Below are 25,131 nucleotides of genomic sequence, written 5' to 3' on the forward strand. Positions count from 1 at the left end.
TTCTCTTTTTATTAAAACATATTAATTATTGTTTCTATGTCATTAAGTTCATCTAGTCTTTTATGTTTACAAGCTCCTTCTCCAAAACTTTTAGTTGTTACTTGGTCTAATTCTTTGTAGGTACAGTAACCGCTTATAGTTGCTTTTGTTATGGAATTAGTTAGAATCCGTCCCTTATCAGATAGTTTTGAGTGTAATTTAATACCTATATAATAATCTTTAGGGATACTATTAAATTGATCTATAGGAACCATTATTCTACTATGAAATGGTTTTGATGCACATTTTATATCTATTGTTCTCCCATTGTCAGTTTCAAAGTCAAAACCATCTACATTTTCTTGGCCCTCAAATACTTCAAACATGTCACCTTCTGAGTAGTTTATTTCTTGGCTTCTTAAGTAATGTAGAAAGGCATATTCTGCTAATTTTCCTGCAAAAGTTCTTCCAATTCTTTCATTGATTGTGGTAGGAAGTCTATCATATTGATTCCCACCAGAGATAATATTAGATGCAAAATTATGAGCTTTCTTTCTCATTTCTGAAGTTATTAGTACTGTTGGCATTTTATTCCTCCTTTCTTAAGTTAGAGAATTATAAATTTCATTTTTAATTCTATTTTTTAATTTTATATATTTATCATTAGACCAAGGATAGATAGGAATATGGTGTATTTGATATATATTGTTTATACTATCTAATGTAGAAGATAAGTCAACTCCTGGATAAAGAATACCACCAATAGTCTGAAAGTAATTATTTAAATAAGCTTGTAGCTTTTGGATATCTTCTCCTTTTACATTACCATTTTTGATTTTAAATTTGCTATCAAGTATAATTATATTTCCATTCTTATGTTTTAAAATAATATCTGGTCTATCAGATAAGGCCCATTCATTCATAGTTGCAGGTTTACTTTGATAGTATAGGGCTATATCAGAGTTTTCAAAGGCTTTGCCTGATACTAAAAAGTTATTTTGAATAAATTCTAATTCTAGTATATCAGCTAGTAAATAGCAGCAAAATGATTCATATACTTTATCTATATTTTTAATATGTTGATAAAAATTGTTGTTATTTTCAGTTATAAGTTGATAATAGTCATTTATAAAGTCCTTATATAGTTTATAGATCTCTCCATAGTTAGAATCAGACATTTGTAGTTGGCTAATAGGATGTCTTGTAATATGTTTTATATCTAACATTGAAATGTTTTTTAAGAAAGTATTATTTTTAAGATAGTGTAATCTTTTTATCCATTGATGAAACTTTACCTTATCCTTACATTTAGCTCTTATATTTTCATATCTACTATGTGAAAAATATTTATTAGTATTATTTAAAAAATCATATATTTTTAGTAATAATTCTAGTATTTGTAGATGTTCATTTGTTTTAACATTACTAATACTCTTCTCTTTAATTACAGCTTGAGGATTAAAGGTTTTATCTCCAACTTTAATGATTCCCTTATTAGCGAGATCTTCCATAAGTAATTCTGTATTATTTCGTAAGTGATTCATTGTTTTTCTTTTATTATATCTATTAGAATTTGAGAAATTTTTTCTGTATTTGGTAATCTTATTTTTATTATTTTTTTGGTCTATCTTTAGGATTAATTTTTCTATTATATTAAAATGATTACTGATCCAATTAAAAATAAATAGAGGATCTATTATTTTATGAGGGAGCTTTTTTCTATCATAATAAACAAATTGTTTATTATTCCAGATATTATTATTAGCTACAAAATTTATCATTTTGTAAAACTCTTTTTTAGCTAGCTTATAGGTCTTATTAAAGAGTTGAAATTTAAATATTACCTTTTCTTTATTATCTAAAATTTCATATTTGAAATAACCTATATTATTAATCAAATTTATGACTATAGAGTAAGTAGTATCATCTAATATATCATAATGTTCATCATTTATTTTAAGTGTATAGTTTTTATCTTGAGGGATGTTAGTTAACAATAATGAATATCTACCTTCAGTAACTTCTAGGCTAGCATCTGATTTAACTTTGTATTCTTTCTTTCTTCCATTTTTAAGCATACATTGAATAGTCATGCTATTCACAACCTAACATAATGGAGTTATTTGGCCCATATTACTTGCAGCATCTTGTTTCATTTGCTGAAAAATATATTTGCTCTCTTTAAAATCATATTTATCTAATAATGATTCTAGTTTTTGAAGTTGTTCGATAGATCCTGATAATTGAGGTAATATTTTTTGAGTTATTTGAACGTCTAAAGCTTTAATATTATCAAAATTTGAAAATAAGATATATTCAATAATATCTTGTAAGACTCCAAAAGTTAATTTATTTTCTTTATATTTATTTAAAGATATAATCAAGTCGAATAATGGTTTATAAAAATTACTATCAGTTAAATCATTCTGTCTAAAATTTAGTTGTCGGAAATTATTAAGAAAGTCTGTTGTAGTGTTGAAATTAGTTTCAGATTGTTTAATAATTTTATTAATCCAATCTTTAAATGTATTAAATTGTTTTTCTTCAGATGCTATATTCAATATTTTATCTAATGGGTTTTTAATATTGATTATATTAGCTCTTCGTTTAACACTACTACTAACAGGGTTTCTAGAACTTTCGTAGGTAAAAGAGTTAATAGTTCCTAAAAAGAAAGTGTTTTCAGGTAATGAGACAACCTTTCCATTAGGTAATTCAATATTTTCATTGTTTTCGATAGCAGCTAATATCTCACTAAAATAAAAATCAATTTGACTAAGGTTCATCTCGTCTAAAATAATAAAATAAATTCTGAAATCATTTATGGTTTGAGGGTTTCCATCTTCATCTAATTCAAATAATTCTCTTGCAAATTTAGATGGATGGTACTCTTCGTCGAGTCCTTGGTAACCTAATAAATCAGATCTATCAAAGCCTTTTTTAATAGATAAAAATATTTTCTTAATAGCTGTAGATTCTAAAATGTTTTCAAAGCCTTCTATAAAAGATTTACATAGTTCTGTTTTACCCATACCAGGCTTAGAGTTTAAAATAACTAGTTTTTGGGTCTTTAATGAGAAATATAGATTTTTTATTTCTTTTTTAGAAATTATCATGTTCTTATTAGTTGTTATATAGTCATATAAGTAATCTATTATTTCTGATTCACTTTTTAATTGATCGTAGTAAGCCATAGCTATCACCTCTCTATTTTATGCGTATTTCAACATTAGTAGATTATAATTTTGGTAACATAGAAGAGTTATTATTTAGAAATTGAATATAATTTTTAAAGTCATTAAGTCCATTAGGTAATGAGCCTGGATTACCACTAGGAATACTATTTACTAGTTCAAAAGCTGCAACTTTATCTTTAATAGTATTTATATAATCTTTTCTAAGTTTATAATAATCTCTTGTAATTCTAAATTGAGGAAGAATACTTATGATTTGGTTATACCTTTGGTCTGGTGGGTTAATCTTTTTTTCTTGTGATATTCTATCTATTTCTAATGTTAAATCAGTATTAAGTTCTCTGTAGTAAATAATTGAATCTACAACATTTTTCCATTCTGAGTAAGTATTAGATGTAGATACAAAGTAGTTGAATTCAACATCTGAAATTTTATAATTACCAGTTATTTTTCCTATTTCTACAAGAACTTTATATAAGAAAAACAAAGGGTATAATTGTATTTCTTCTTTTCCTTTAGTTCTAAAAAAAGGAGTAATGCAATAAATTTTTTCTATTTGTTGTTCAATGATATCTAAATATAGGTCAGTATTTTTATAGTCCCTAGATGTTCTATCTTTAATTATTCTAAATACAGGAGTAGGGTTACATTTTACATAGGTTCTATTAGAGTTATCTAATAAACCATATAATTTAGATGATATCATACTTTTAAACATTGATGCATGAAGTTTTATATTAGAGTGACTAGAGTTAAATTCATTTCTTATTTTATCAAGTTCTTTCTGAGTAGTATCAGGTGACATTTGATCTAGTAAATCTACTATGTAACACATTTTTATAAAATCTTTATTATGATTGCCAAAGTACCAATATTTTTTATCGTTTATATCTTTTAAAATCTGATTTAAATCTTTAACCAATAAAAAAACCTCCTTTGCCTTTGTAATTACTTAAATTATTTATTTTATTATTATAACATAAAAACGAATTCAAGGAAAGTTATGGTATAAATAGATAATTTCCAATACAGGGTGGAAAGTTGGTTAGGTCTTCATTTAATGTTATAATAAAAGCTACTATAGTAAGTATTGAAGAATAACTATTTTTATATTGGAGGAAGATAAATGTCAGCAGAAAGAAAGATGATTTTAGAGGATTATTTTGGTTACGATTCATTTAGACCAGGGCAAGAAGAGATTATAACTAGTATTTTAGATAGTAATAGTACTTTAGGAGTTATGCCGACAGGTGGGGGGAAATCAATCTGTTTTCAGATACCTGCTCTCTGTCTATCTGGAGTTACAATTGTTTTCTCGCCCTTGATTTCTTTAATGAAAGATCAGATTGATTCTTTACAGGCGGTAGGTATTGATGCTACTTTTATTAATAGTTCTTTAGGTAGTAGAGAAATAGAAGATAGAATTAAGCAAGTTAAAGCTGGAGAGTATGATCTGCTCTATATAGCACCAGAGAGATTAAAATCTAAACAGTTTTTAAATTTATTAGATAGTATTAAGGTCTCTTTAGTAGTAGTTGATGAAGCCCACTGTATTTCTCACTGGGGCCATGATTTTAGGCCAGCTTATCTCTTGATTTCTGATTTTTTAGAAGAACTAGCTAGCGACCCAGTAGTAGCGGCCTTTACTGCTACAGCTACTGAAGATGTAAGAAGAGATATTAGTAATATCCTAGATATTGATGAGTCATTTATTACTAGTTTTGATCGGGCCAATTTAACTTTTAAATTGATTAAAGGTGAAGATAAGCGGGACTTTATTATTGAGTATGTGACTAAAAATAGTACTGAAGCAGGAATTATCTATGCAGGAACTAGAAAAGAAGTAGATAATCTGCATGCTTTTTTACAACAGAAAGGCTTTGCAGTTGGTAAGTATCATGCTGGCTTGAGTAAAGAGGTGAGAAAAGAGACTCAAGATGACTTTTTATATGATCAGATTAAAATTGTGGTAGCAACTAATGCTTTTGGCATGGGCATTGATAAATCAAATGTAAGGTATGTTATCCATCATAATATGCCGCAAGATATAGAATCATATTATCAAGAAGCAGGTAGAGCTGGTCGAGATGGGGAAGCAAGTGAATGTGTCTTGTTATTTTCCCCTAGTGATATTAGGCTACCTAAATATTTTATTCAACAGTCTAATCTGTCTACTAAGCGCAAGGCATTGGCCCATCAAAAACTACAGCAGATGATTGATTATTGTTATACTGGTAGATGTCTGCGAGGTTATATATTAGATTACTTTGGAGAAGATGATGTAGCTGATGATTGTGATAATTGTAGTAACTGTGCAGATGATAAAGAGTTAGTAGATATAACTGTTGAAACACAGAAAATCTTATCTTGTATCTATAGGATGGAAGAAAGATATGGTATTTCAAAAGTAGCTAAGGTATTGAGAGGTTCAAAGGCTAAAGATATTTTGGATTTAGGACTTGATGAATTATCAACTTATGGCATAATTAAAGATTATACAATTAAAGAGATCAAAAATTTAATTAAGTTTCTAGTAGCAGAAAAGTATATTAGGCTAACTAAAGGACAATATCCTGCCACTAAACTTACTAATAAAGCTTATCCTGTATTACGGCAAGAGAAGAAAGTATGGCGTAAAGTTCGTCAAGAGACTAAACAGATTTCTAAAACTAATGAATTGTTTGATAGATTACGTGAGGTAAGAAAAGAGATAGCTGAAGAAGAAGGGGTACCACCTTTTGTCATCTTTCCTGATAGTGCACTGCGTGATATGGTAGATAAGTTACCAGCTACTGGTAAGGAAATGTTAAAAGTTAAAGGAGTAGGACTGACTAAGCTTAGGAAGTATGGGCAACAGTTCTTAGAAAAAATTAAGCAAGTTACTAACAGAGACCAGCAAAGGGATAATAAATCGATTAAAGATAGAAAGAAAAGTTATATCAAAAGCTATAAATTATATAAGTCAGGAAAAGAGTTAGCAGAAATAGCTAACCTAAGAGACTTGACGTTAAGTACTATTCAAAAACATATACTAAGAGCAGCTAAGGAAGGATTGGAAGTAGATTTAGAATCCTTTGTACCTAGTGACTATCGAGAATTAATTTTAGATAAAATAAAGGATCGAGAGGATACTAGATTAAAACCAATTAAAGAATCCTTACCAGAAGAAGTTAGTTACTTTCAGATTAGAGCTATGTTGCATAAAATTATAAAACAGGAGATCAAAAGTTCATCTTAGAATTGTTAAAATCAGGGCCAATTATGGCACCTGATTTTTTATTTTGCAGGTAAGACTGGACTAATCGAGAAAGTACAAAAGAAAGATAATTTAAATAATAAGAGATAAGCTAGTAATAGGGAGGCTTGGATAATGATTAAGGGTCGGATTAATAAAATTTATTATAATAAGAACAATTTTTATATATTCTCAATTATAAGAGATAATCACGAACAATTAACTCTTAAGGGAAATTTACCTACTAAAATTACTGACAAAATAGAAGAAGGAAATCTAGTTATAACAACAGGTCAGAAAGAGTGGAATAATAAGTATAAGAATCACCAGATTAGAATTAATAAAAATAATATTGAAATTGAAGAACAAGGAGCTAGTGAAGAAGATTTAGAAGTTTTAGCAGGAGAAGTAACTAGTATAGTTTATAAAGATGATGGGTTTAATGTATTTAAAATAGATACCGAAGAGAGAGATAAAGACTTTACTTGTGTCTCAAGTTCACCAGTCTTTATCGGTACTCAGCTTGAATTAAAAGGCTATTTTGAGAAGAACGATTACGGGCTAAACTTTAATGTAACTCAGAGTAAAGAGCTACCTTTCTCTGATAAGAAAGCCTTGATTCATTTCTTAAGCTCTAAATTTTTTAAAGGTATTGGTAAACATTTTGCCACTAAAATTGTAGATAGATTTGGGTTGGATACGTTAGATATCTTTAGAGAATCACCAGAGAAATTAACTAGTATATCTGGGATTGGTGATAAAAGGGCAGCAACTATAATCGAATCCTTTAAAGAAAAGATGAAGATTAAAGAAGTGATTAAGTTTGCAGTAGAGTATGATATTACTGAAAATATGATCTTTAAGCTCTATGAAAAGTATGGTAAGGAATTAATTAATCTCTTACATCAAAATCCATACTTAATTACTGAACTGAGAGGAATTGGTTTTAAGAAAGCCGATGAGATAGCTCAAGAGATGGGATTAGCCAAAGACAGTGATTATCGAATTAATAGCTTTTTAACTTATTATCTATCAGCTAAATCTGATGGACATACTTACTTTAAACTAGAAGAATTAATAGAGACTATTACAGAAGAATTAGAGATAGAAAGTGCATTTAATCAGGTGTTAAAGGCCTATTATGAGTTTGAAGAGATAACTTATAATATAAAAGAAGATGATGAGATAGTGACAAAAAAGTTTACTAAAGACTTTGTATTATTTAATGAAGATGACTTAGAACCTTTAAATGAAGATAATAAAGAAGATTTTAGTCTATTAGCTAAGCGGAAAAAGTTATGTGTAGCTACTAAAAGAAGTTATGACCAAGAGATTAATATTTATCATAAGTTAAAGGATATTAATTCTAGATCTGCTACTGTCAATCTAACTCAAGATAAGATTCAAGAATTGATTACTGAACAAGAAGAAGAACAGGGTTTTGCCTATGCTAAGCAGCAACGAGAGATACTAGAGCAGTGCTTAAAAGAAAAACTAGTAGTCTTGACTGGAAAGGCAGGAACAGGTAAGTCTACTGTATCTAAAGGTATTATCAATATGTTTACAGCTAATGGAGATACGGTTTTGAACTTGGCCCCTACAGGTAAAGCTGCTAAAAGAGTAATTGAAGTAACAGATAAAGAGGCCCATACTATTCATAGTGCCTGTTATAATCTTGAATTTAATGACTATGATGTAATTATGGTTGATGAGGCTGGGATGCTATCTACTTCTGTAGCTCATATGTTACTTAAAAGATTAAATCAAACTCATACTTTAGTATTAATTGGTGATGTTGCTCAAATACCTCCTGTCCAGCCTGGTAATATCTTTAGAGATATTATCAATATGATTAATACTAATTTTATAGAGGGATTATTTGTAGAGCTTGATGAGATAAAAAGACAAGATAGTGATAGTCATATAGCGTCAGTCTGCAACAAAATAGCTGAAGGGACTAGCCCAGGTACAATTGATTATGAAGATATTAGGTCAGTTAGAAAGGAAAATGAAGAAATATTAGATTATATCAAAAGGTTGGTTAAGGATGAATTAGAGGAGGAAGATGCCGATTTTAATGATTTACAGATTATTAGCCCTCAATATAATGGGATAGTAGGAATTAATGCCATTAATGAACTGATCCAAGAAGAATTTAACCTTCATGATTATTTAATTGAAACTAAATATAAAAAGATTAAAGGGCATGATAAAGTAATGCAGACAATGAATCTGCCAGAGCTAGATATTGTAAATGGAGATACTTTAGAGGTCTTAAGAATTGAAGAAAGGGCCAAGGAAGATACTGAAATGTCTAGAGAAGGAGATGAAGGAAGAGAAGAAGTTGTAGTCTGTAAATTAGATAATGGGCTAGAAAATAGGACTATAGAATATCCTAAAGAAGACTTTATTAAATATACCACTTTAGCTTATTGCTGTTCAGCCCATAAGATGCAAGGATCTGAATATCCAGTAGTAGTCTATATCTTATCTACCTCCCACTATATTATGCTGAATAGGAATCTTCTCTATACTGGATTAACTAGAGGAAAAGAGAGAGTCTATCTTGTTGGTCAAGCTAAAGCCTTTCATATGGCATTAAATAATGAAGTTAATCAGAGTAGAAATACTGTTTTAGATCTAATCAAGACTTATAAAATTGATTTTAACCAGCCCAAAGAGGAGTATACCCAAGTGCAAATAAATTAATTAGTAAAGACAGGGCCAACTATAGTTCTAATCTTTTAATTTATATAGGAGGAGTAAAATGAAGAAAACTACTGTATTATCTCTATTAATGTTATTAGTATTAACTACTACAGCTACTGTAATGGCAGAAAACAGCAAGTTTGAAAGAGTAGAAGGTATAGGTAGATCAGTCTTAGGTAATGGAGTTACGCTAGAGCAAGCTGAAGAAGTAGCCTTTAAAATGGCTAAAAAACATGCTGTAAGCAAGTTTGGGACATATATTGAAAGTGAAACTGTAGTTAAAAATCATAAGTTAGCTAAAAATGAAGTTACAGCACTTTCAGCAGGTATTGTAAAGCTAGTTCCAGGATCTAAAAAAGCAACTAAACAGTTAGAAGAAGGAAATATTTTCATTAAAATAACAGCAACCTTTAAAATCAATAAAGAAGATGTTGAGAGACGAATTAAAGCATATACCAAAAGAAGGAAGTCATCTAAAGAGGTACAAAAACTAATCAATCGAGTTAAAGAGTTAGAAGAGAGATTGGAGAAGATGTCTCGAAATGAAGATATTAATTCAGTTGAACTAAAAACCCAGCTGAATGAAATTACACAGTCTTATGAGGATATTGGTAATGCTCTTAAATTTGATGGACAGAAATTATTTGCTCAAATTAATGATAGACGGATAAAGAGACTAAAAAAGCTAAAACTATATTTAAAAGAATTGAAGCAAGTGGCCAATCCAAAAGAAATGTTCCAGTTAACAATAGCAGGAAGACCTAAGGTTGAAGATAAAGGTGCAGAGAATATAGAGGTTGAAGTCCCTATTCAGGTTAAACTAAATAAAAGTTATTATCGAAAGGCTGATAGAATTATAGAAAAATATAAAGAGTATATTTATCCTAATGATGGTAAGTTAGATAATATTAACAAAGAGTTATTAGGACAACCTATATTAAATGAGTATGCGCCTATTATGGTAACTTTTTTAAATAGTAATGATGAGATTATTGCTTTTACAAGTAGGAGAGCTAATTTAGACTTTTATGTACATCATACTAATATTCATAATGATCAGGATATAATGAATTTACAGAGGTTTAACGTCTCTTTGAATAATGTTAAGAAGAAACAGAATTGGATAGATGAGTTGCCAGAAAAGATAGTAAAAGAGATAGCAAGTATAAGAGTTATTTATAGTAAATATAATAGATACTATTTTGAAGATAAAAAGAATTATGATAATTTTGGTTCTGATTGTTATGTCTACTCTACTACTCCCGTTCCAATTTCTAAAGTTATATTTACTAAAAAAGATATTATAAGGGAGTTAGATAGAATAATAGCTAGAATTTACTTTAAAATTAAAGAGTTACAGAAGGAATCAAAGTAATAATTTAAATTTAATTTTTTAGTAAATTAGAGGATAAATACTACTTTTATAGTAGTAAGTGAATATATAATAGATAAATTTTAATATAAATAGACAGTTATTGTCTAGAGGTAGTTGTTATAATTTAAAGTACAGGGGGAATAGAATGAATAAAGATAAAGACTTTATTAAGGCCTTACTATCTGCATTAGAAGAAAAAGAAGTAATTAAGGCAATAAAGAGAATTGTAGCTAAAGAAGATAAAGAGTTAATAGAAATAGAAGATAAGCAGAAGAGAATTGAAGAGTTAGAGAGTCAGCTTCAAGAATACAAGACTAGTTTAGAGAGTAAACAAAGCATAGTAGAAGAACTAAAGGATAAGAAGAATAGACTAGAGACAGATAATAAGCAGCTAAAGAACAGAAACCTTGAGCTAAAGCGAAGTATACAGAGAAAAGAAGAAGAAATAAAGAGATTGAGTAATAGGTTTCAAGGAATAGAGGAAGTATATAATACTTACTTAAATTTGTCATCTAAGCAACGCCAGGCTTTACAAGGAATATTTAAAGGTAATAGTATTGATGAATTTATATTTTGTGGAGTACAACATGAAAATGTAGATTCACTTTGGGAATACATAAAGCGTGAGGTCATTGAAGGACATGAGGAAGGGTTAACAGAATTAGAGAAGATTTTTAGATACTTTTTTGTAGCTCATAATAAGATTTATGCCAATCCACTTTATAAGATACAAGAGGTGGAAACTGGAGAAGAATTTGATGAGGACAAGCATATTAGAGGTAAAAATAGTAAGGTGAGAGGAAGAATAACAGATGTTTTATTTAAGGGTTATATTAACTTAAATACAGATAGGGTAGTTAAAAAATCTGTAGTAAGAATATAGGAGGTAAGAAGATGGATACAGAATTAGTTACTGATTATCAAGTAGATTTTAAAGAATTTGAAGATATACTATTTGAAAATATACTGGATAGTATTAATTCAGCTTTAGATAAAATTGAAGACTTATTAGAAGATAGATGGGTCTTTATGGAGAATAAGGATGCCTTTTATGATAATAAAGTAATAGCTTTATATCCTGACTTGAATCATTATCAATGTACTGAGATTAATAACTCAAATCATCCTATAAATAAGGTAGATAAAGATGCTTTGAATTTTTCAGGCTTTAAAGGTGACTTTATGACTTTAGAAGAAGTAAGGAAAAGTTTTAAGAAGAATGTTAATTTTCCCTTTAAATCTGGTTCATATAGTATTGAATATAATGGTGATAATACTAGTTATCTGATGGCATACAAGAAAGACTCTAATACTTTGGATGGATATGAAATGGATTATGATGAAACAGGATATAAGATTGAAGTTATTATGCCTATCTTTAGACTAAATGGAGAGAATAGTAGTCAAGTAAAGGCTGAAAAAGTATTATATTTATGGTTAAAGCAAGGGTTAATGCCCCAAGGATTAAATAAGGTAGAGAAAGAGAATTATCAGCAATTGCTTGAGTTGGCAACAGAGTGTGGAGTTGAGTTTAAAAATGAGAACATAACTTTTAGCAAAGGAGAAATAGCAGATTATTGTAAAGGGAATGAAATTGAAGTAGATATTAAGAGTGATTGTCTGAAAGATACATTACTAAATGGTGATAGATATAGAGCTGATATAGAGAGTTATGATCCCAAAATACTAACTGATCCTAATCGAGGTCACTGGAACTTGTGGAAACATAATCAGTTTGAAGATCCAATTAATCTTAAGTTAGATGAAGAGTTGTTTGCTCGAGATCCTAGAGCTGATATCAAAGATGGTGGAGTAATTGGGATAGATTTTGGAACTAAAAGTACAGTTGTAGTTCATCAAGAAGATAGTGTACATACTCTGCCGATGCGAGTAGGGGTAGGACAATTTAGTAAACAGATAGAAGAGAAGCACTACGAAAATCCTACTGTAATGGAGTTTATAGATTTAGAGAGTTTTATGGAACAATATAGTACAAAGCTAAGTAGACCAGATACTTTATGGGAGGATATAACTGTTTCTCATACGGCTTTTAATAGTTTGATGGAAAGTAGTAGTGAACACTATTATTCTATCTTGAGTGATCTAAAACAGTGGGCAGGAGATAAAAAGAAACGAATTAGATTAAAGGACAAGAGTAGACAAAATATTACTCTGCCTACTTTTTTAGAATTAGATGAAGATGATGTTAATCCAATTGAATTATATGCTTATTATATTGGACTATATATTAATAATCAGCATAATGGAATTTACTTAGACTATATTCTCTCTTTTCCTGTAACTTATGAAAGAAAGATACGGACTAAGATACAGGAAAGTTTCAAGCGAGGCTTAAAGAAGTCACTACCACTACCTTTATATGATGATGAAGAGGTTATGGATAGATTTAGAGTTTCAAGTGGTGCAAGTGAGCCAGCAGCTTATGCTATCTGTGCTTTAGAGGAGTATGAATTTGAACCTTTTGGTGATGAGAAAGTCTTTTATGGCGTCTTTGATTTTGGAGGTGGAACAACTGATTTTGATTTTGGAATCTGGCAAGAAGCTGATATAAGAGAAAGGCGCTATGATTTTGTAATTGAACACTTTGGAGCTGAAGGTGATAAGTATCTTGGGGGAGAAAATTTATTAGAACTGTTAGCCTTTGAGGTATTTAAAGAGAATCAGAAAAAGTTACGACAAGAAGAGATTTCATTTGCCTTACCTCCAGAATGTGATAGATTTCCTGGTAGTGAACTGTTATTAAATCAATCACAGGAAGCAAAATTAAATATGAAACAGTTAATGGAAGAATTAAGACCTTTATGGGAGAGACATGAAGGTTATGAGCAGAAGTTTAATAAAGGAATTGTCAAGGTTAATCTATTTGATAAGAGTGGACAAGCTAAGCCTAATTTTGAATTAACTCTAGACCAAGAAAGATTAGAAGAAATATTAAGAGCAAGGATTGAAAAAGGAGTTAGAAACTTCTTTGACGCTTTAAGACGTTCCTTTGATGAACCAGTCACTAGAGATGTAGAGAAGATTAATATCTTTTTAGCAGGAAACTCAAGTAAGTCAGAGATATTAAAAGAATTATTTCAAGAATATATAGCAGAAGAAGTTAAGAATATTTTAGGTGAGGAAGAACCAGAAGAAGAATTTTATGAAGTCTTTCCTCCTTTAGGAACAGAAGCAGCATATGCTAAACAAGAAGAACGAGAGATATCAGTAGATAGAGATGCTATAACCAAGCCAACTGGAAAGACAGGTGTTGCTTTTGGGTTAGTTGAAAGTAGACAAGGTGGTAATATAAAGGTTATAAATAATAATGTAATTGAAGATGAAGCTAAATTTAAGTATTTTATTGGTATCAATAGAAGGAAGAAGTTTAGAGTTATTATTGATAGAGAGACTGCATATGAAAAGTGGCATTACTTTATTGATGCTGGAGAAGAGGACTTTGAGGTCTATTATACTAGTCTACCAGAAGCAAGTAGAAATCGATTAGATATCTCTAAGACTTCTAGAAAGAAATGTAGAATTGATAAAGTCAATAAAGATGCTCTTGTTTATCTGAGAGCAGTTGGCCCTACTGTAATTGAGTATGTAGTAGCAACAGAAGAAGGAATTAAGAATGGAGAGTATTTAGGTGAAATTAAACAGGTAGAGTTAAATTAGTTATTAGAGAGGAGACAATATGGAACAAGATAAGTATACTCTAGACTTTGTTTCTAATGAAGAAAACTACTATTTGGCTGATAATGATAAAATTGATTTAGAGCAAGCAAAAGAAATATTATTAAAGGACTTTGCTATTTATCATATAGAAGAGTTGACATTTGAAGATAAAGCTCCTAGAAGAGAAGCTTTTGAAAATGTTATCAGTTCTCTTAGAATAGAAGGAGTCAGTTTTTTATATTTAATAGTAGGTGATAAGGATGGAGTTCACTTTTATTTTGGTGTTGTAAAAGATTTAAATGAAGAACAGGATCTATTGTTAAATATTCGAGATATAGGAGAGCAGATATTAAAGCCTAGTATTAGAGGAAACTTTAGAGGAAGCAAAATCAGTGAAGTTGAGCCAACCTCAAAAAAACAGATTAAAGATAAGATTGATGCAATGGATTATTGCGGTTTCTTAGAGGGAGTTCCAGGAATTAATGAAGATGGCGAAGAACTTCAAGGAGTAGATAGACTTATAGATGTGATGCTAGGAGATGACTTCTGTTTAGGAATTATTTCTAAGCCAATAGGTCAATCAGAAATAACTGCAATGGAAGAGAAGTTGTATAATACTTATTCTGGAATAACTCCTTTAGTTAAAAAGAGTGTTCAAGAAGGAACTTCAGAAGGAAAGACTGAGGGAAAAACAGTTACCACTACTTCTTCTAATACTACTGGAGAAAGTTATTCTGAGGGAACAACAACTAGTAAAAGTAGCAATAATGGAGGAAGTGAAACAACTACTAAGAGTACAGCAAAGGGAACCAGTGAAACTAGTGGTGATAGTTCAAAATCTACTGGTAAAACAGAGACAGCAACAGAAGGAAGTAGTAAGACTAAGACTTGGGGCCAAACAGAAAGTAGTAGTAGTTCAGAAACTAAAGGAACTACAAAATCTAAAACAACAGGAGAATCTGTAGCAGAATCAAATACAGTATCTAAAGGTCAAAATAATACTGTCACAGTTGAATTCGTAAAAAAAGAGGCTGAAACATGGATTAATTATTTGGATGAAGTTATCTTACCACGTCTTGATTATGGAAAGAATAAAGGAATTTTTGTTTCAACAACTTGTTTATTTACAAATAATAAGAGTAATCTAATTAAATTAAGCAATACAATAGAATCGTTATATTCAGGTAAGAGTGGGAATAAGATACCATTTAAATTAAATATGTCACCAAAAAAATCTTATTTAGATTATTTTAAAAACTTTCAAATACCTTGTGGTGTTATAAATGATATAAGTAAAAATGAATTAGATGCCAGAGCTGCCTTATCTCAGTATGTTACAAATAATAAAGTTTATTTAGGAAACTGGATTTCAACAAATGAACTTAGTTTGATTGCTGGCTTACCTCAAAAAGAGATAGTAGGATTAGGTTTGAAAGAAGAGGTAGAGTTTGGTCTGAATTTTAATCAAGATATAGACCAAGAAAGGAAGATAAGCTTAGGTAATTTAGTACAGTGTGGTAGAGTTTTAGAGGAAGTAGATGTGGCTTTAGATAAAGATAATCTAAATAAACATACTTTTGTTACTGGAGTAACAGGAAGTGGCAAGACAACAACCTGTCAGAAGTTATTAATTGATAGTGAATTGCCATTCTTAGTTGTAGAACCAGCTAAAACAGAGTATCGAATATTGACCAAAGAGTTTGATGACATCTTAATTTTCACTTTAGGAAAAGATACAGTAGCCCCTTTTAGATTAAATCCCTTTGAATTTTTTGAACATGAGAGTATAACTTCAAGAGTGGATATGATTAAAGCTAGTTTAGAAGCTTCATTTGATATGGAGGCTGCAATTCCTCAGATATTAGAAAAGGCTATTTATGAGTGTTATGAAGATTACGGGTGGAATATAGCTACTAATAAGAATGAAAAATATGATAATCCTTTTGCAGATGGAGTCTATGCTTTTCCTACCCTTGAAGATTTAATTGATAAGATAGAAGAAGTAGTTAAAGTTCAAGGCTTTGATGATAGATTAAAGAATGATTATATCGGTTCTATAAAGGCAAGATTACAAGGATTATTAGTTGGTTCTAAAGGTTTGATGTTGAATACTAAACGATCAATTAATTTTGAAAGTTTAATAGAGAAGAAAGTTGTTCTTGAATTAGAAGAAATTAAAAGTGGTAGTGAAAAATCTTTAATTATGGGATTTGTATTAACTAATTTAGTAGAAGGTATTAAGGCTAAATATCTTAAAACAGGTGAGTTTAAACATGTTACATTGATAGAGGAAGCACATAGATTACTGAGTAAATATACACCAGGAGACAGTAGAAACAAAAAACAAGGTGTTGAAGTTTTTGCCGATATGTTAGCTGAAGTTCGTAAGTATGGTGAATCTTTAATGATTGTAGACCAGATACCTAATAAATTAACTCCAGAGGTTTTAAAGAATACAAATACCAAGATTGTACACAAAATATTTGCTCAGGATGATAAAGAAGCTATTGGAAATACAATTGCTTTAAATGATGAACAGAAAGAATTTATGTCTAATCTAGAAGTAGGTAGAGCTATAGTATCTACTCAAGGCTGGAATAAAGCCTTGCAGGTTCAGGTTAAAAAAACAACAGATACAACTGGAGAAGAATCAGTTCCTGAAGAAGAGATTAGAGATAATATCTTAAGATTTTATCAAAAATATTATAAAAGTGGAGTATTACAAGGTCTAGAGTATTTAGAAGAAGAACCAAGTCAAAAGTTAGTAGAAGATTTTATAGAGTTTTTACAGAGTAATAAATTAGCAATAGAATTCAAGAAATTCATAGATAATGGTATAACAAAGTTTGATTTCAAAGGATATCTTGAAAAACTATTGGCTAAATATAGTCTAGAAATGTTGGCTAATTATCTGACAAATAAGTTTTATATTGCAGAAGATGGTTGTAGTTTAGAAGAAAGAGAAGAGATAGTTAAAGAATTGTTAGAAGACATTAGTAGTGGAAGTATTGATAAAAAATTAGGCAATAAGTATGATGATTTCTTATAAATAAGGAGGTTTTAAAAATGGGTTGGTTCAGTAGTGCTTGTAGTGTAGTTAATGATGCCTGTAGTGCAGTTAAAAATTGTATAAGTGAAGTAGCAAGTAGTATTGGAAGTGCAGTTAGTAGTTTTGCAAAAAAATTAGTTGTTGGAGTACCAGAAGTGGCTATTATTGCAGAAGTTATTTCAGCTGTTATAAAAGTGATAGCTAAAGAGTTAGGACTTGTTGAAGAAGAGGAAACACCAGAAGAATTAGGGGCCAAGGCAGTAGAAAGTGAAAAGGGTTTAGAAGATTTTAGCTCAACAGAAGAATATATAGAGCACTTAAGAACTGAAGTAGAATTAGATATGGAAGAATTTAATAATATGGGTGAAGAAGAAAGGTTAGCCTGTTCAGCAATTGGTATTTCTGTTTTATCGAAAGGAATAGAGGAAGAAAAAGAGATTACAATTCCTGAAGACTTTTGGGTTGAAGTAGGTAAACAGGATATGAAGGCTGAGGAGGTAAAAGCTTATATAGAAAATTTTAAGGATAATGATTCAGTTGAACTTAATTTAGGTGATTATTTAAAGGGCAATTTATCAGTAAGAGAAAATAAAGAAACCTCTTCAGTAATTGAAGATACTTTAAGAGAGCTAAATCCTGATTTATCAGATGAAGATATTCAAGATAGAATATTTGAAATGAAACAGGTAAGTCGAGAAGTTGAAAGAGGGTAGAGTTATGATACATAAGTATCTTTTTTTTAGAGAAGAAGATAAAATAGAAACCTATCAATATAGAGATAGTAAATTTGAATTGATTAGATATCAAGGAGAGGATTTTTATTCAGGAGATATTGATTCCTTTTGGTACTGGTGGGAGAAGACTATTTCATTTATTGAGAGTAGTGATAGGATAGACTTTTTATTTATAAGTGAGAGTGATGACTTTATATATAATAAAGGCTATCCTACTGTTTCAGAAAGTACTTGGAATTTAGAAGAAGTAAATCAATTTTTAGTTCAACACTTATCCTATGCAAAGATTCAATTAAGCTATAATAATATTAAAAGAGAATTGGTAATCAAGAATGAAAAGATAAGTGATCTTTATACAGATGAATATGAAATACTATTTTATTTGAGTAGTATTCCTAATGTAACTTTAATAAGTGATGATGAAGATTCAGAAGAAATTATTAAGAAAGAAAGGCGAAAACCAGAAGAGGAAAGCAAGTTATCTAAGTACTATCGTAAAAAGACAGAGAGTTTTTGTTAATTGTTTATCAAAGAAAAATGAGCTATAATATAGATGAGCTTTAAAAACCATAATCTGTTATTATGGAGGGGGTAAAATTTGATATTTAAGATCTGGTTTATAATATCTATTGTATTTTTTATTTTAGAACTCTTATCGCCTACCTTTTTTCTAATTTGTTTTGGTATAGGGGCTTTAGTAACTAGTCTATTTGGCTTATTTAGTATTAATTTAACAGTTCAGATACTCATATTTATTATAAGTTCATTACTTACATTAGTATTTTTAAGACCTTTCTTCTTAAAATATTTAGATAAGGATAGTGAAGATAAGAAGACTAATGTAGATGCTTTAGTTGGGCAAACTGCAATAGTATCTGAAAAGATTATTCCTAGTGAAAATAAGGGGAGAGTTGAGATTGCAGGAGATAGTTGGTTAGCTATCTCTAAAGTAGATAAAGAAATATCTCAAGGAGAAAGAGTGGAAATTTTAGAGGTTGAAGGAACAAAAGTTTATGTAATAAGAAGGGAGACGGATTAATTATGGGTTTTACTTTAGGAATTTTAATTGTTTTGGTTATATTTACTGTGATTATCATATCACGTTCTGTGGTAATTGTTAAGCAGTCGGAGACAATGGTAGTAGAGAGATTAGGTAAATTTAATCGAATCTTAGAATCAGGGATTAATTTGATCTATCCAATTATTGAGAAACCTAGAAAGATAAGATGGAAGTATACAGAAGAGACTGATCAAGGTAAAGTAGTTAGAATAGCTCAGATATCAAGAATTGATTTAAGAGAGACTGTATATGATTTTCCAAAACAGAGTGTAATTACTAAGGATAATGTAGGTATTGAAATTAATGCTATGATTTATTTTCAGATTACTGATCCTAAGAAGGCAGTTTATGAGATTAATGACTTACCTAATGCAATTGAGAATTTGACACAAACTACTTTGAGAAATGTTATTGGTGAAATGGAATTAGATGAAACATTATCTTCTAGAGATAAAGTCAATAAAAAATTAAGAGAAATCTTAGATAAGGCTACTGATAAGTGGGGAGTTAAAGTCAATAGAGTAGAGATTCAAGATATTATTCCCCCTGCGGATATTAAAGAAGCAATGGAGAAACAGATGAGAGCTGAAAGAGATAGAAGAGCTTCTATCTTAAAGGCAGAAGGTAAGAAGAAGTCTCAAGTATTAGAAGCAGAAGGTAAGAAAGAATCAGAGATTAATAAAGCTGAAGGTGAAAAACAGGCTCGTATCTTAAGAGCAGAAGCAGAAAAAGAGTATAAAAAGAAGATAGCTGAAGGTGAAGCAGAAGCAATTGCAAAGGTAAGTAGAGCTTTAAATGATAATGGTGGAGACCCTACTCAATATTTAATTGCTATTAAGTATCTTGAAACATTAGAAGAAATGACATCTGGAGATAATAATAAAACAATCTATCTTCCTTATGAGGCTACTGGAGTACTAAGTTCTTTAGGAGGAATTAAAGAATTGTTTAAGGGAGAAGATAGTCAAGAGTTAGGAAAGGTTGGGCATAAAGTTAAGGAATTTATAGAACAGAAAGATGGTATGGTAACAACTAAGGAAGAAGAAATTGATAATTAAATAGAAAAGATATTTATTAAAGAAAGGAAGTTAATATGAAAGTTAATGGTTTAATACCTATTTATTTTGATATTGAAACAGAAGGTTTTAGTGCTTTTGAAGACGAATTTATTTGTGCTGCTTATACTAATTTAGTTACTGGAGAAGAGAAAGTTATATCTGAAATTAATCAGTTGATGGAAGAGTTCATGGATTTAAGAAAGAGTATTATTATAACTTACAATGGTGAAAACTGGAAGGGAGGATTCGATTTCCCTTGGTTGCGTAGTAAGTGTCTTCAGCAGGATATAGAATGGACTTTAGGTGGTCTAAAACATCTGGACTTATTACCTTTAGTCAAAAAGTATATTAATACAACTTCTTATGATATACCATCTAAAAGTAGTTTAATGGCTGATGATTTAAAAAAGTTAGCTGATGCTAATGGGATAGATTATAAAAATAAGACTCAGTGTTATACTGAGTTAATGAAGAACCTAGACAAGGTTGATTGGTTGGATTATGAAATGCAACCTAATGAAGATAATAGTTTACAGAATGTATACCAGTTATTATTTGATTCTGAGTGTAATGAAGAATATACTAGTGGAGCAGAAGTACCTAAGTTATATAAAGTAATTAAAAATACTGATAATGAATTAGAACAAGAAGAAGCAATGAATAAAATAATAGAGCATAATAAACGAGATATTAAAAGGTTGAAGAAAGTAGCTCAAAAAGCAATTCCAGTAATTCCAAACTGGGAGATTCAAAGAAATACAAATCAATTATAAAAACTAAGAAGATCAGTAATCTTTATTTAAAAATAGGTTGAAGATTATAGTTTGACAATAAATGCTAGATAATGCTAAAATGTATACTGGATAAAAGTTAAGTCATTTATTAATAGAAGGGGGCAGAATAGATGACAGCTAAAGAAGTAGAAGAAAAGAAGTTTCAGACGGAGACTCAGAAGATACTTGATTTAATGATTAATTCTATTTATACAAACCAGGAAATCTTTTTAAGAGAGTTAATTGCTAATGCTTGTGATGCAATTGATAAAGTTAAGTTTCAATCACTTACAGATTCAGATATTTTAGAAGGAGATTCCGATTTTGAGATTTGGCTTGATATAGATGAAGCCAATAATGTAGTTACTATTCAGGATAATGGAATAGGAATGACCTATGATGAAGTTGTAGAGAATATAGGAACTATTGCCCAGTCAGGTTCACAGAAGTTTTTACAGAAGTTACAGCAAGAACAAGCCGAAACAGAAGGTGATGGATTAGACCTTATTGGTCAGTTTGGAGTTGGATTTTATTCTTCCTTTATGGTAGCAGATAAGGTGACTGTGACTACTAAAGCACCTAAAGAAGATAGAGGAGTCAAGTGGGAGTCAACAGGAGACGGTACATATACAATAGAAGAGATTGATAAAGCAAAGCGAGGTACTACAATCAAGCTAGAGCTAAGAGATGAATTTACTGCTGATGGAGATGAGATGGATCTAACTAATTGCCAGACTATAAAGCAGTTGGTCAAAAAGCATTCTAATTATGTTGAGTATCCAGTTAAGATGAAGTTTTATGAAGAGAATGATGAAGGTGAAACAATTGAAGAAATAAAGACTTTAAATAGTATGAAACCTTTATGGGTCAGAAATAAGGGAGAGGTTGACACTGAAGAATATAATGAATTTTATAAAGAAGTCTTTAATGACTGGACTGAGCCATTAGAAGTAATCCATAGTAAGGTAGAAGGGTTAGTTAAGTACTCTACTTTACTCTTTATTCCTCAACAGGCTCCATCTAATATCTTCTCTGAGGACTTTGAGCAGGGACTTAGACTATACTCTAAAAATAATTTTGTAATGGATAAGTGTTCAAAGTTATTACCTGATTATTTAAGATTTGTCCGTGGATTAGTAGATTCTCCTGACTTTACTCTGAATCTATCACGACAAGTCCTACAAGATGACAAGCAGTTAAAGATCATTAGTAAAAATCTAAAGAAGAAGGTTTTAAGACGATTAAAGAATATGTTAGCTGATAATCGTGATCAATATAAGCAGTTCTGGAGTCAGTTTGGTCAATTAATTAAGAGTGGTATTAATATGACTCATGGTAAAGACCAAGATAAGTTAGTTGATCTACTATTATTCCCTTCTTCTGACTCTGATGGTGAGATGACTACTTTAGCTGAATATGTTGAACGAATGAAAGAAGACCAAGATGTGATCTATTATGTAACTGGTGAAGATGAAAGAATGGTAGAAAAGATGCCTCAGATGGAGTTGCTACAAGAGAAAGGTCTAGAGGTACTCTATTTCTTTGATGAGATTGATGAATTTGCTATTAATAATTTAAGAGAGTATGACGGTATAGAATTCAAGTCAGTTCTGCGTGGTGATTTAGATTTAGATGAAACTGATGAAGATGTTGAAACTGATGAAGATGAAGTAGAAGAACTATTAGAAGCAATTGAAGAGAATTTAGCAGATAAAGTCAATAATGTTCGCCTAAGTAAACGATTAAAGTCAAGTGCAGTCTGCTTAGTTAGCGGAGATGTAGGATTGAGTATGTCAATGGAGAAAGTATTAGAGCAGATGAATCAAAATATGGGCCAAGCTCAAGCCCAGCGAATTCTAGAGATTAATCCTCATCATGAATTATTCTCTAAATTAAAAGAGATTCATGCTACTAAAGGAAATTCAGAGCAGTTGGCTGAATATAGTGACTTATTATATTCTCTAGCTTCTATGGTAGAAGGATTTACACCAGAGGATCCAGTAGCACTTAGTGATAAGATTACAGACTTGATGGTTAAAGCTAATTAGAGTTGAGAATAAAATATTTGTAGAAGGATACCAGGGCCAACTGCTCTGGTATTTTTTATTTTAGTATTTATTCTGTTTATTACAGGAATTTAGAGGTAGAAACCACTGTAAATCCTGCTAATAATAGCTTGCTTGGTGGCTGTGGTAAGGTAAGATTGATTTTTTAGATTAGCTTCGGCTAATGGGTTGCTGAGTCAGAAGTTGGCCCGGTATTGTAACAAGTATTATTGGTTAAATTATCAATTAAAAAGGTAATTTAGTAAAATTATAGAATAAATACTATATAGTAATTTATTTCAATATAATTATTTGAAATAGAAAGGAGGCTATTATGAAACAAAGTAGTTTTAACTTCCTTAGAAAAGACTGGCCTAAGTTGGCTAAATTTGGAAGGTTAGCAGAAAAAAATCTAAATAGTGATCCGAATACTACTTTAATCAAGTTGAGATTATTAGCTGAACATATCGTAAAATATATCTTTGAATACCAAAATCTAGATAACCTTAGAGAAAACACCTTATTTAATAGGCTTAAGTATTTGGAGAGAAAAGATATAGTTAGTAAAGAGATGTTAGATATTTTACATAATTTAAGATCAGAAGGAAATAAAGCGGCACATGATGCTTATGATTCTAGAGAAGAAGCAAAAAGACTGTTAAACTTAGCTGCTAAAATTTCATTCTGGTTTATGGAGACTTATAGTGATAATAAGAATGAAAATACACAAAAGAAAGATCCGATGAAAAATAAGAAAAGTAAAAGGATTGCTAAAAATAAAGGGTCTAATATTAGAAAAAAATCTAAATTAAAGCTTCATCCAAGGTTTAAGCAGGAACTACAAAATAGAGATAAATTTGATAATAAAGCTAAATCGGGTAATTATAAATATGCTATTTTACCAGTTAATATTGATAGTGATAATTCAAAAAGGATATTACAGAATTCATATGCCCAAAAAAGCTTTATAGATAGTTTATCTTTTAAGCATAGATTTATTCCAGAGGTTGCCTATGAAAGAATTTCTTTAGAATATTTAAATGAATGTAATTATAACCTTATACCTCAAAGTTCAAAAGAATGGTTATTTACTTTTAAACAAGAGATATTGACTTCAGAAAAGAAAGATTTTAACTTAAAGAATAACTATGATAAATCTTTTCCTGAGATTAATCAAAATTTAAAAAAATTAAACCAAGGGCTTTTTAAACGAGAGAATATTGGTCTGATTTTACCTGTCTTTGGAACAGAAGAAAACTTATATCAGCGTGACGATATAGCAAATAAGATTGGGACAAACATTAAATGGCTAAAGAATTTGATTAATTTCTTCTCTTTCTTAACTAAAGAAGGTTATAAAATTAAAGCAGTTAAGAATGAAATATCTTCTTCTACTGTTAAAGAAGATGTTTTTAATAATTTTCTTTATAATAAACAAGGAGAAATTAAGTATTTTATTAATTATAATTCATTGAGTATAAATCATAAGTCTCAGAAGATGTTGTCTACTAATAATTTAACTGAATTATATCGTCTGTTAAAAGCTTCTTTTTCAGTTAAAGGAATTGCTAATAATATCAATCAACTTTATCAGGAAAATAATAACTTCAAAATTATTTATGATAATTTAGAGAATGGTCACTATCATAGTTTTGAAGAGATTAAACAGCAGTTTGATGGTCAAAAGATAAAACGTAGTCAGAAGATTGGGGTCTTTTTAGATGTAGCTAATATTTTTAAAGGAATTGGAGCTAGATTAGGTAATCTAAATATTGATTTTGGTAGATTACTAGATACAATCTATAATGCAGCTGAAAATAAGGATAAATATGCTACTCTTTTTTATCCTACCTTTCCAGATAATCCAGAAGCTACAGTAAGACAAGCTGAAAAACAAGATCAGCTTAAGAAATATTTAGAGAGATGGGGGTTTAATGTTTTAGAAGTTGAGAATGGTACACCTAAGTCTAAATTGGAATCAAAGCGATTGAGTTCAGATGATCAAGCCTTAATTAATAAGATGGAAGATTTAATTAATGATCGGGACAGTATCTTAATTATGTCAGGTGATAGTGATTTTTATGAAATTGCTAGTAAATATCAGCAATTAGGTAAAGAAGTTAAGATAATATCTATATCAACTGAAGATACAGATGATAGTTTATTAGAAGGGTTTGAACATTATTATTTATCTGATTTTTGGGATTGTATTGAAATTGGTGAAAGAATTATCAAATAATTA

General features: G+C 29.9%; 17 protein-coding genes. 13 read left to right on the top strand and 4 right to left on the bottom strand.

The genetic code is table 11. The features are described 5' to 3' along the window. Nucleotides 1-11: 11 nt before the first annotated feature. The 4 genes from ACYQ39_RS13165 to ACYQ39_RS13180 are packed head-to-tail and all read right to left on the bottom strand — an operon-like array spanning nucleotide 12 to nucleotide 4,095. Nucleotides 12-566, bottom strand: a complete 555-nt coding sequence (locus ACYQ39_RS13165; protein WP_459843963.1) for a hypothetical protein — start codon at nucleotides 564-566, stop codon at nucleotides 12-14. A 15-nt stretch (nucleotides 567-581) separates the two neighbouring features. After that, complete coding sequence (locus ACYQ39_RS13170; protein WP_459843965.1) at nucleotides 582-2,072, bottom strand: hypothetical protein; 1,491 nt, start codon at nucleotides 2,070-2,072, stop codon at nucleotides 582-584. 12 nt (nucleotides 2,073-2,084) lie between these two features. Beyond that, nucleotides 2,085-3,173 carry a hypothetical protein gene (locus tag ACYQ39_RS13175; RefSeq protein WP_459843968.1) on the bottom strand — a complete coding sequence of 363 codons (1,089 nt, stop codon included), beginning with the start codon at nucleotides 3,171-3,173 and terminating at the stop codon, nucleotides 2,085-2,087. 43 nt (nucleotides 3,174-3,216) lie between these two features. Then, a complete protein-coding gene (locus ACYQ39_RS13180) occupies nucleotides 3,217-4,095 on the bottom strand; it encodes a hypothetical protein (RefSeq protein WP_459843970.1) in 879 nt (292 codons plus the stop codon). Between the two features lie 204 nt (nucleotides 4,096-4,299). Here ACYQ39_RS13180 and recQ point away from each other — a divergent pair, with 204 nt between their 5' ends. The 13 genes from recQ (at nucleotide 4,300) to ACYQ39_RS13245 (ending at nucleotide 25,128) form a co-directional block, all read left to right on the top strand. Continuing rightward, entirely contained in the window at nucleotides 4,300-6,411 is a 2,112-nt protein-coding gene (gene recQ, locus ACYQ39_RS13185) for a DNA helicase RecQ (protein WP_459843973.1), read from the top strand. Between the two features lie 132 nt (nucleotides 6,412-6,543). Further along, complete coding sequence (gene recD2 / locus ACYQ39_RS13190; protein WP_459843976.1) at nucleotides 6,544-9,117, top strand: SF1B family DNA helicase RecD2; 2,574 nt, start codon at nucleotides 6,544-6,546, stop codon at nucleotides 9,115-9,117. Between the two features lie 58 nt (nucleotides 9,118-9,175). After that, entirely contained in the window at nucleotides 9,176-10,492 is a 1,317-nt protein-coding gene (locus ACYQ39_RS13195; protein WP_459843979.1) for a hypothetical protein, read from the top strand. Nucleotides 10,493-10,637: 145 nt separating this feature from the next. After that, nucleotides 10,638-11,375 carry a coiled-coil domain-containing protein gene (locus ACYQ39_RS13200; protein ID WP_459843981.1) on the top strand — a complete coding sequence of 246 codons (738 nt, stop codon included), beginning with the start codon at nucleotides 10,638-10,640 and terminating at the stop codon, nucleotides 11,373-11,375. An 11-nt stretch (nucleotides 11,376-11,386) separates the two neighbouring features. Then, on the top strand, nucleotides 11,387-14,170 hold the full coding sequence (locus tag ACYQ39_RS13205; protein ID WP_459843983.1) for a molecular chaperone DnaK: 2,784 nt from the start codon (nucleotides 11,387-11,389) through the stop codon (nucleotides 14,168-14,170). Between the two features lie 19 nt (nucleotides 14,171-14,189). Then, nucleotides 14,190-17,219 carry an ATP-binding protein gene (locus tag ACYQ39_RS13210; protein WP_459843986.1) on the top strand — a complete coding sequence of 1,010 codons (3,030 nt, stop codon included), beginning with the start codon at nucleotides 14,190-14,192 and terminating at the stop codon, nucleotides 17,217-17,219. A 17-nt stretch (nucleotides 17,220-17,236) separates the two neighbouring features. Then, nucleotides 17,237-17,932, top strand: coding sequence for a hypothetical protein (locus ACYQ39_RS13215; protein ID WP_459843989.1), 696 nt, complete (start codon nucleotides 17,237-17,239; stop codon nucleotides 17,930-17,932). Nucleotides 17,933-17,936: 4 nt separating this feature from the next. Then, nucleotides 17,937-18,473, top strand: a complete 537-nt coding sequence (locus ACYQ39_RS13220; protein ID WP_459843992.1) for a hypothetical protein — start codon at nucleotides 17,937-17,939, stop codon at nucleotides 18,471-18,473. Nucleotides 18,474-18,551: 78 nt separating this feature from the next. Then, entirely contained in the window at nucleotides 18,552-18,992 is a 441-nt protein-coding gene (locus ACYQ39_RS13225) for an NfeD family protein (RefSeq protein ID WP_459843995.1), read from the top strand. 2 nt (nucleotides 18,993-18,994) lie between these two features. After that, the gene (locus ACYQ39_RS13230; RefSeq protein ID WP_459843997.1) at nucleotides 18,995-20,071 is read left to right on the top strand and encodes an SPFH domain-containing protein; all 1,077 of its coding nucleotides are present in this window, start codon (nucleotides 18,995-18,997) and stop codon (nucleotides 20,069-20,071) included. A 35-nt stretch (nucleotides 20,072-20,106) separates the two neighbouring features. Continuing rightward, on the top strand, nucleotides 20,107-20,844 hold the full coding sequence (locus ACYQ39_RS13235) for a ribonuclease H-like domain-containing protein (protein WP_459844000.1): 738 nt from the start codon (nucleotides 20,107-20,109) through the stop codon (nucleotides 20,842-20,844). 131 nt (nucleotides 20,845-20,975) lie between these two features. Continuing rightward, entirely contained in the window at nucleotides 20,976-22,892 is a 1,917-nt protein-coding gene (gene htpG, locus ACYQ39_RS13240; protein ID WP_459844003.1) for a molecular chaperone HtpG, read from the top strand. A 331-nt stretch (nucleotides 22,893-23,223) separates the two neighbouring features. Further along, the gene (locus ACYQ39_RS13245) at nucleotides 23,224-25,128 is read left to right on the top strand and encodes an NYN domain-containing protein (protein WP_459844006.1); all 1,905 of its coding nucleotides are present in this window, start codon (nucleotides 23,224-23,226) and stop codon (nucleotides 25,126-25,128) included. The last annotated feature ends 3 nt before the right edge of the window (nucleotides 25,129-25,131 follow it).

The sequence above is a fragment of the Halanaerocella petrolearia genome (assembly GCF_054657875.1).

What these genes read in the sequence shown, in the direction of transcription:
- ACYQ39_RS13165 (WP_459843963.1), bottom strand. Translation starts at nt 566, where the DNA reads ATGCCAACAGTACTAATAACTTCAGAAATGAGAAAGAAAGCTCATAAT.
- ACYQ39_RS13170 (WP_459843965.1), bottom strand. Translation starts at nt 2,072, where the DNA reads ATGACTATTCAATGTATGCTTAAAAATGGAAGAAAGAAAGAATACAAA.
- ACYQ39_RS13175 (WP_459843968.1), bottom strand. Translation starts at nt 3,173, where the DNA reads ATGGCTTACTACGATCAATTAAAAAGTGAATCAGAAATAATAGATTAC.
- recQ (WP_459843973.1), top strand. Translation starts at nt 4,300, where the DNA reads ATGTCAGCAGAAAGAAAGATGATTTTAGAGGATTATTTTGGTTACGAT.
- recD2 (WP_459843976.1), top strand. Translation starts at nt 6,544, where the DNA reads ATGATTAAGGGTCGGATTAATAAAATTTATTATAATAAGAACAATTTT.
- ACYQ39_RS13195 (WP_459843979.1), top strand. Translation starts at nt 9,176, where the DNA reads ATGAAGAAAACTACTGTATTATCTCTATTAATGTTATTAGTATTAACT.
- ACYQ39_RS13200 (WP_459843981.1), top strand. Translation starts at nt 10,638, where the DNA reads ATGAATAAAGATAAAGACTTTATTAAGGCCTTACTATCTGCATTAGAA.
- ACYQ39_RS13205 (WP_459843983.1), top strand. Translation starts at nt 11,387, where the DNA reads ATGGATACAGAATTAGTTACTGATTATCAAGTAGATTTTAAAGAATTT.
- ACYQ39_RS13210 (WP_459843986.1), top strand. Translation starts at nt 14,190, where the DNA reads ATGGAACAAGATAAGTATACTCTAGACTTTGTTTCTAATGAAGAAAAC.
- ACYQ39_RS13215 (WP_459843989.1), top strand. Translation starts at nt 17,237, where the DNA reads ATGGGTTGGTTCAGTAGTGCTTGTAGTGTAGTTAATGATGCCTGTAGT.
- ACYQ39_RS13220 (WP_459843992.1), top strand. Translation starts at nt 17,937, where the DNA reads ATGATACATAAGTATCTTTTTTTTAGAGAAGAAGATAAAATAGAAACC.
- ACYQ39_RS13230 (WP_459843997.1), top strand. Translation starts at nt 18,995, where the DNA reads ATGGGTTTTACTTTAGGAATTTTAATTGTTTTGGTTATATTTACTGTG.
- ACYQ39_RS13235 (WP_459844000.1), top strand. Translation starts at nt 20,107, where the DNA reads ATGAAAGTTAATGGTTTAATACCTATTTATTTTGATATTGAAACAGAA.
- htpG (WP_459844003.1), top strand. Translation starts at nt 20,976, where the DNA reads ATGACAGCTAAAGAAGTAGAAGAAAAGAAGTTTCAGACGGAGACTCAG.
- ACYQ39_RS13245 (WP_459844006.1), top strand. Translation starts at nt 23,224, where the DNA reads ATGAAACAAAGTAGTTTTAACTTCCTTAGAAAAGACTGGCCTAAGTTG.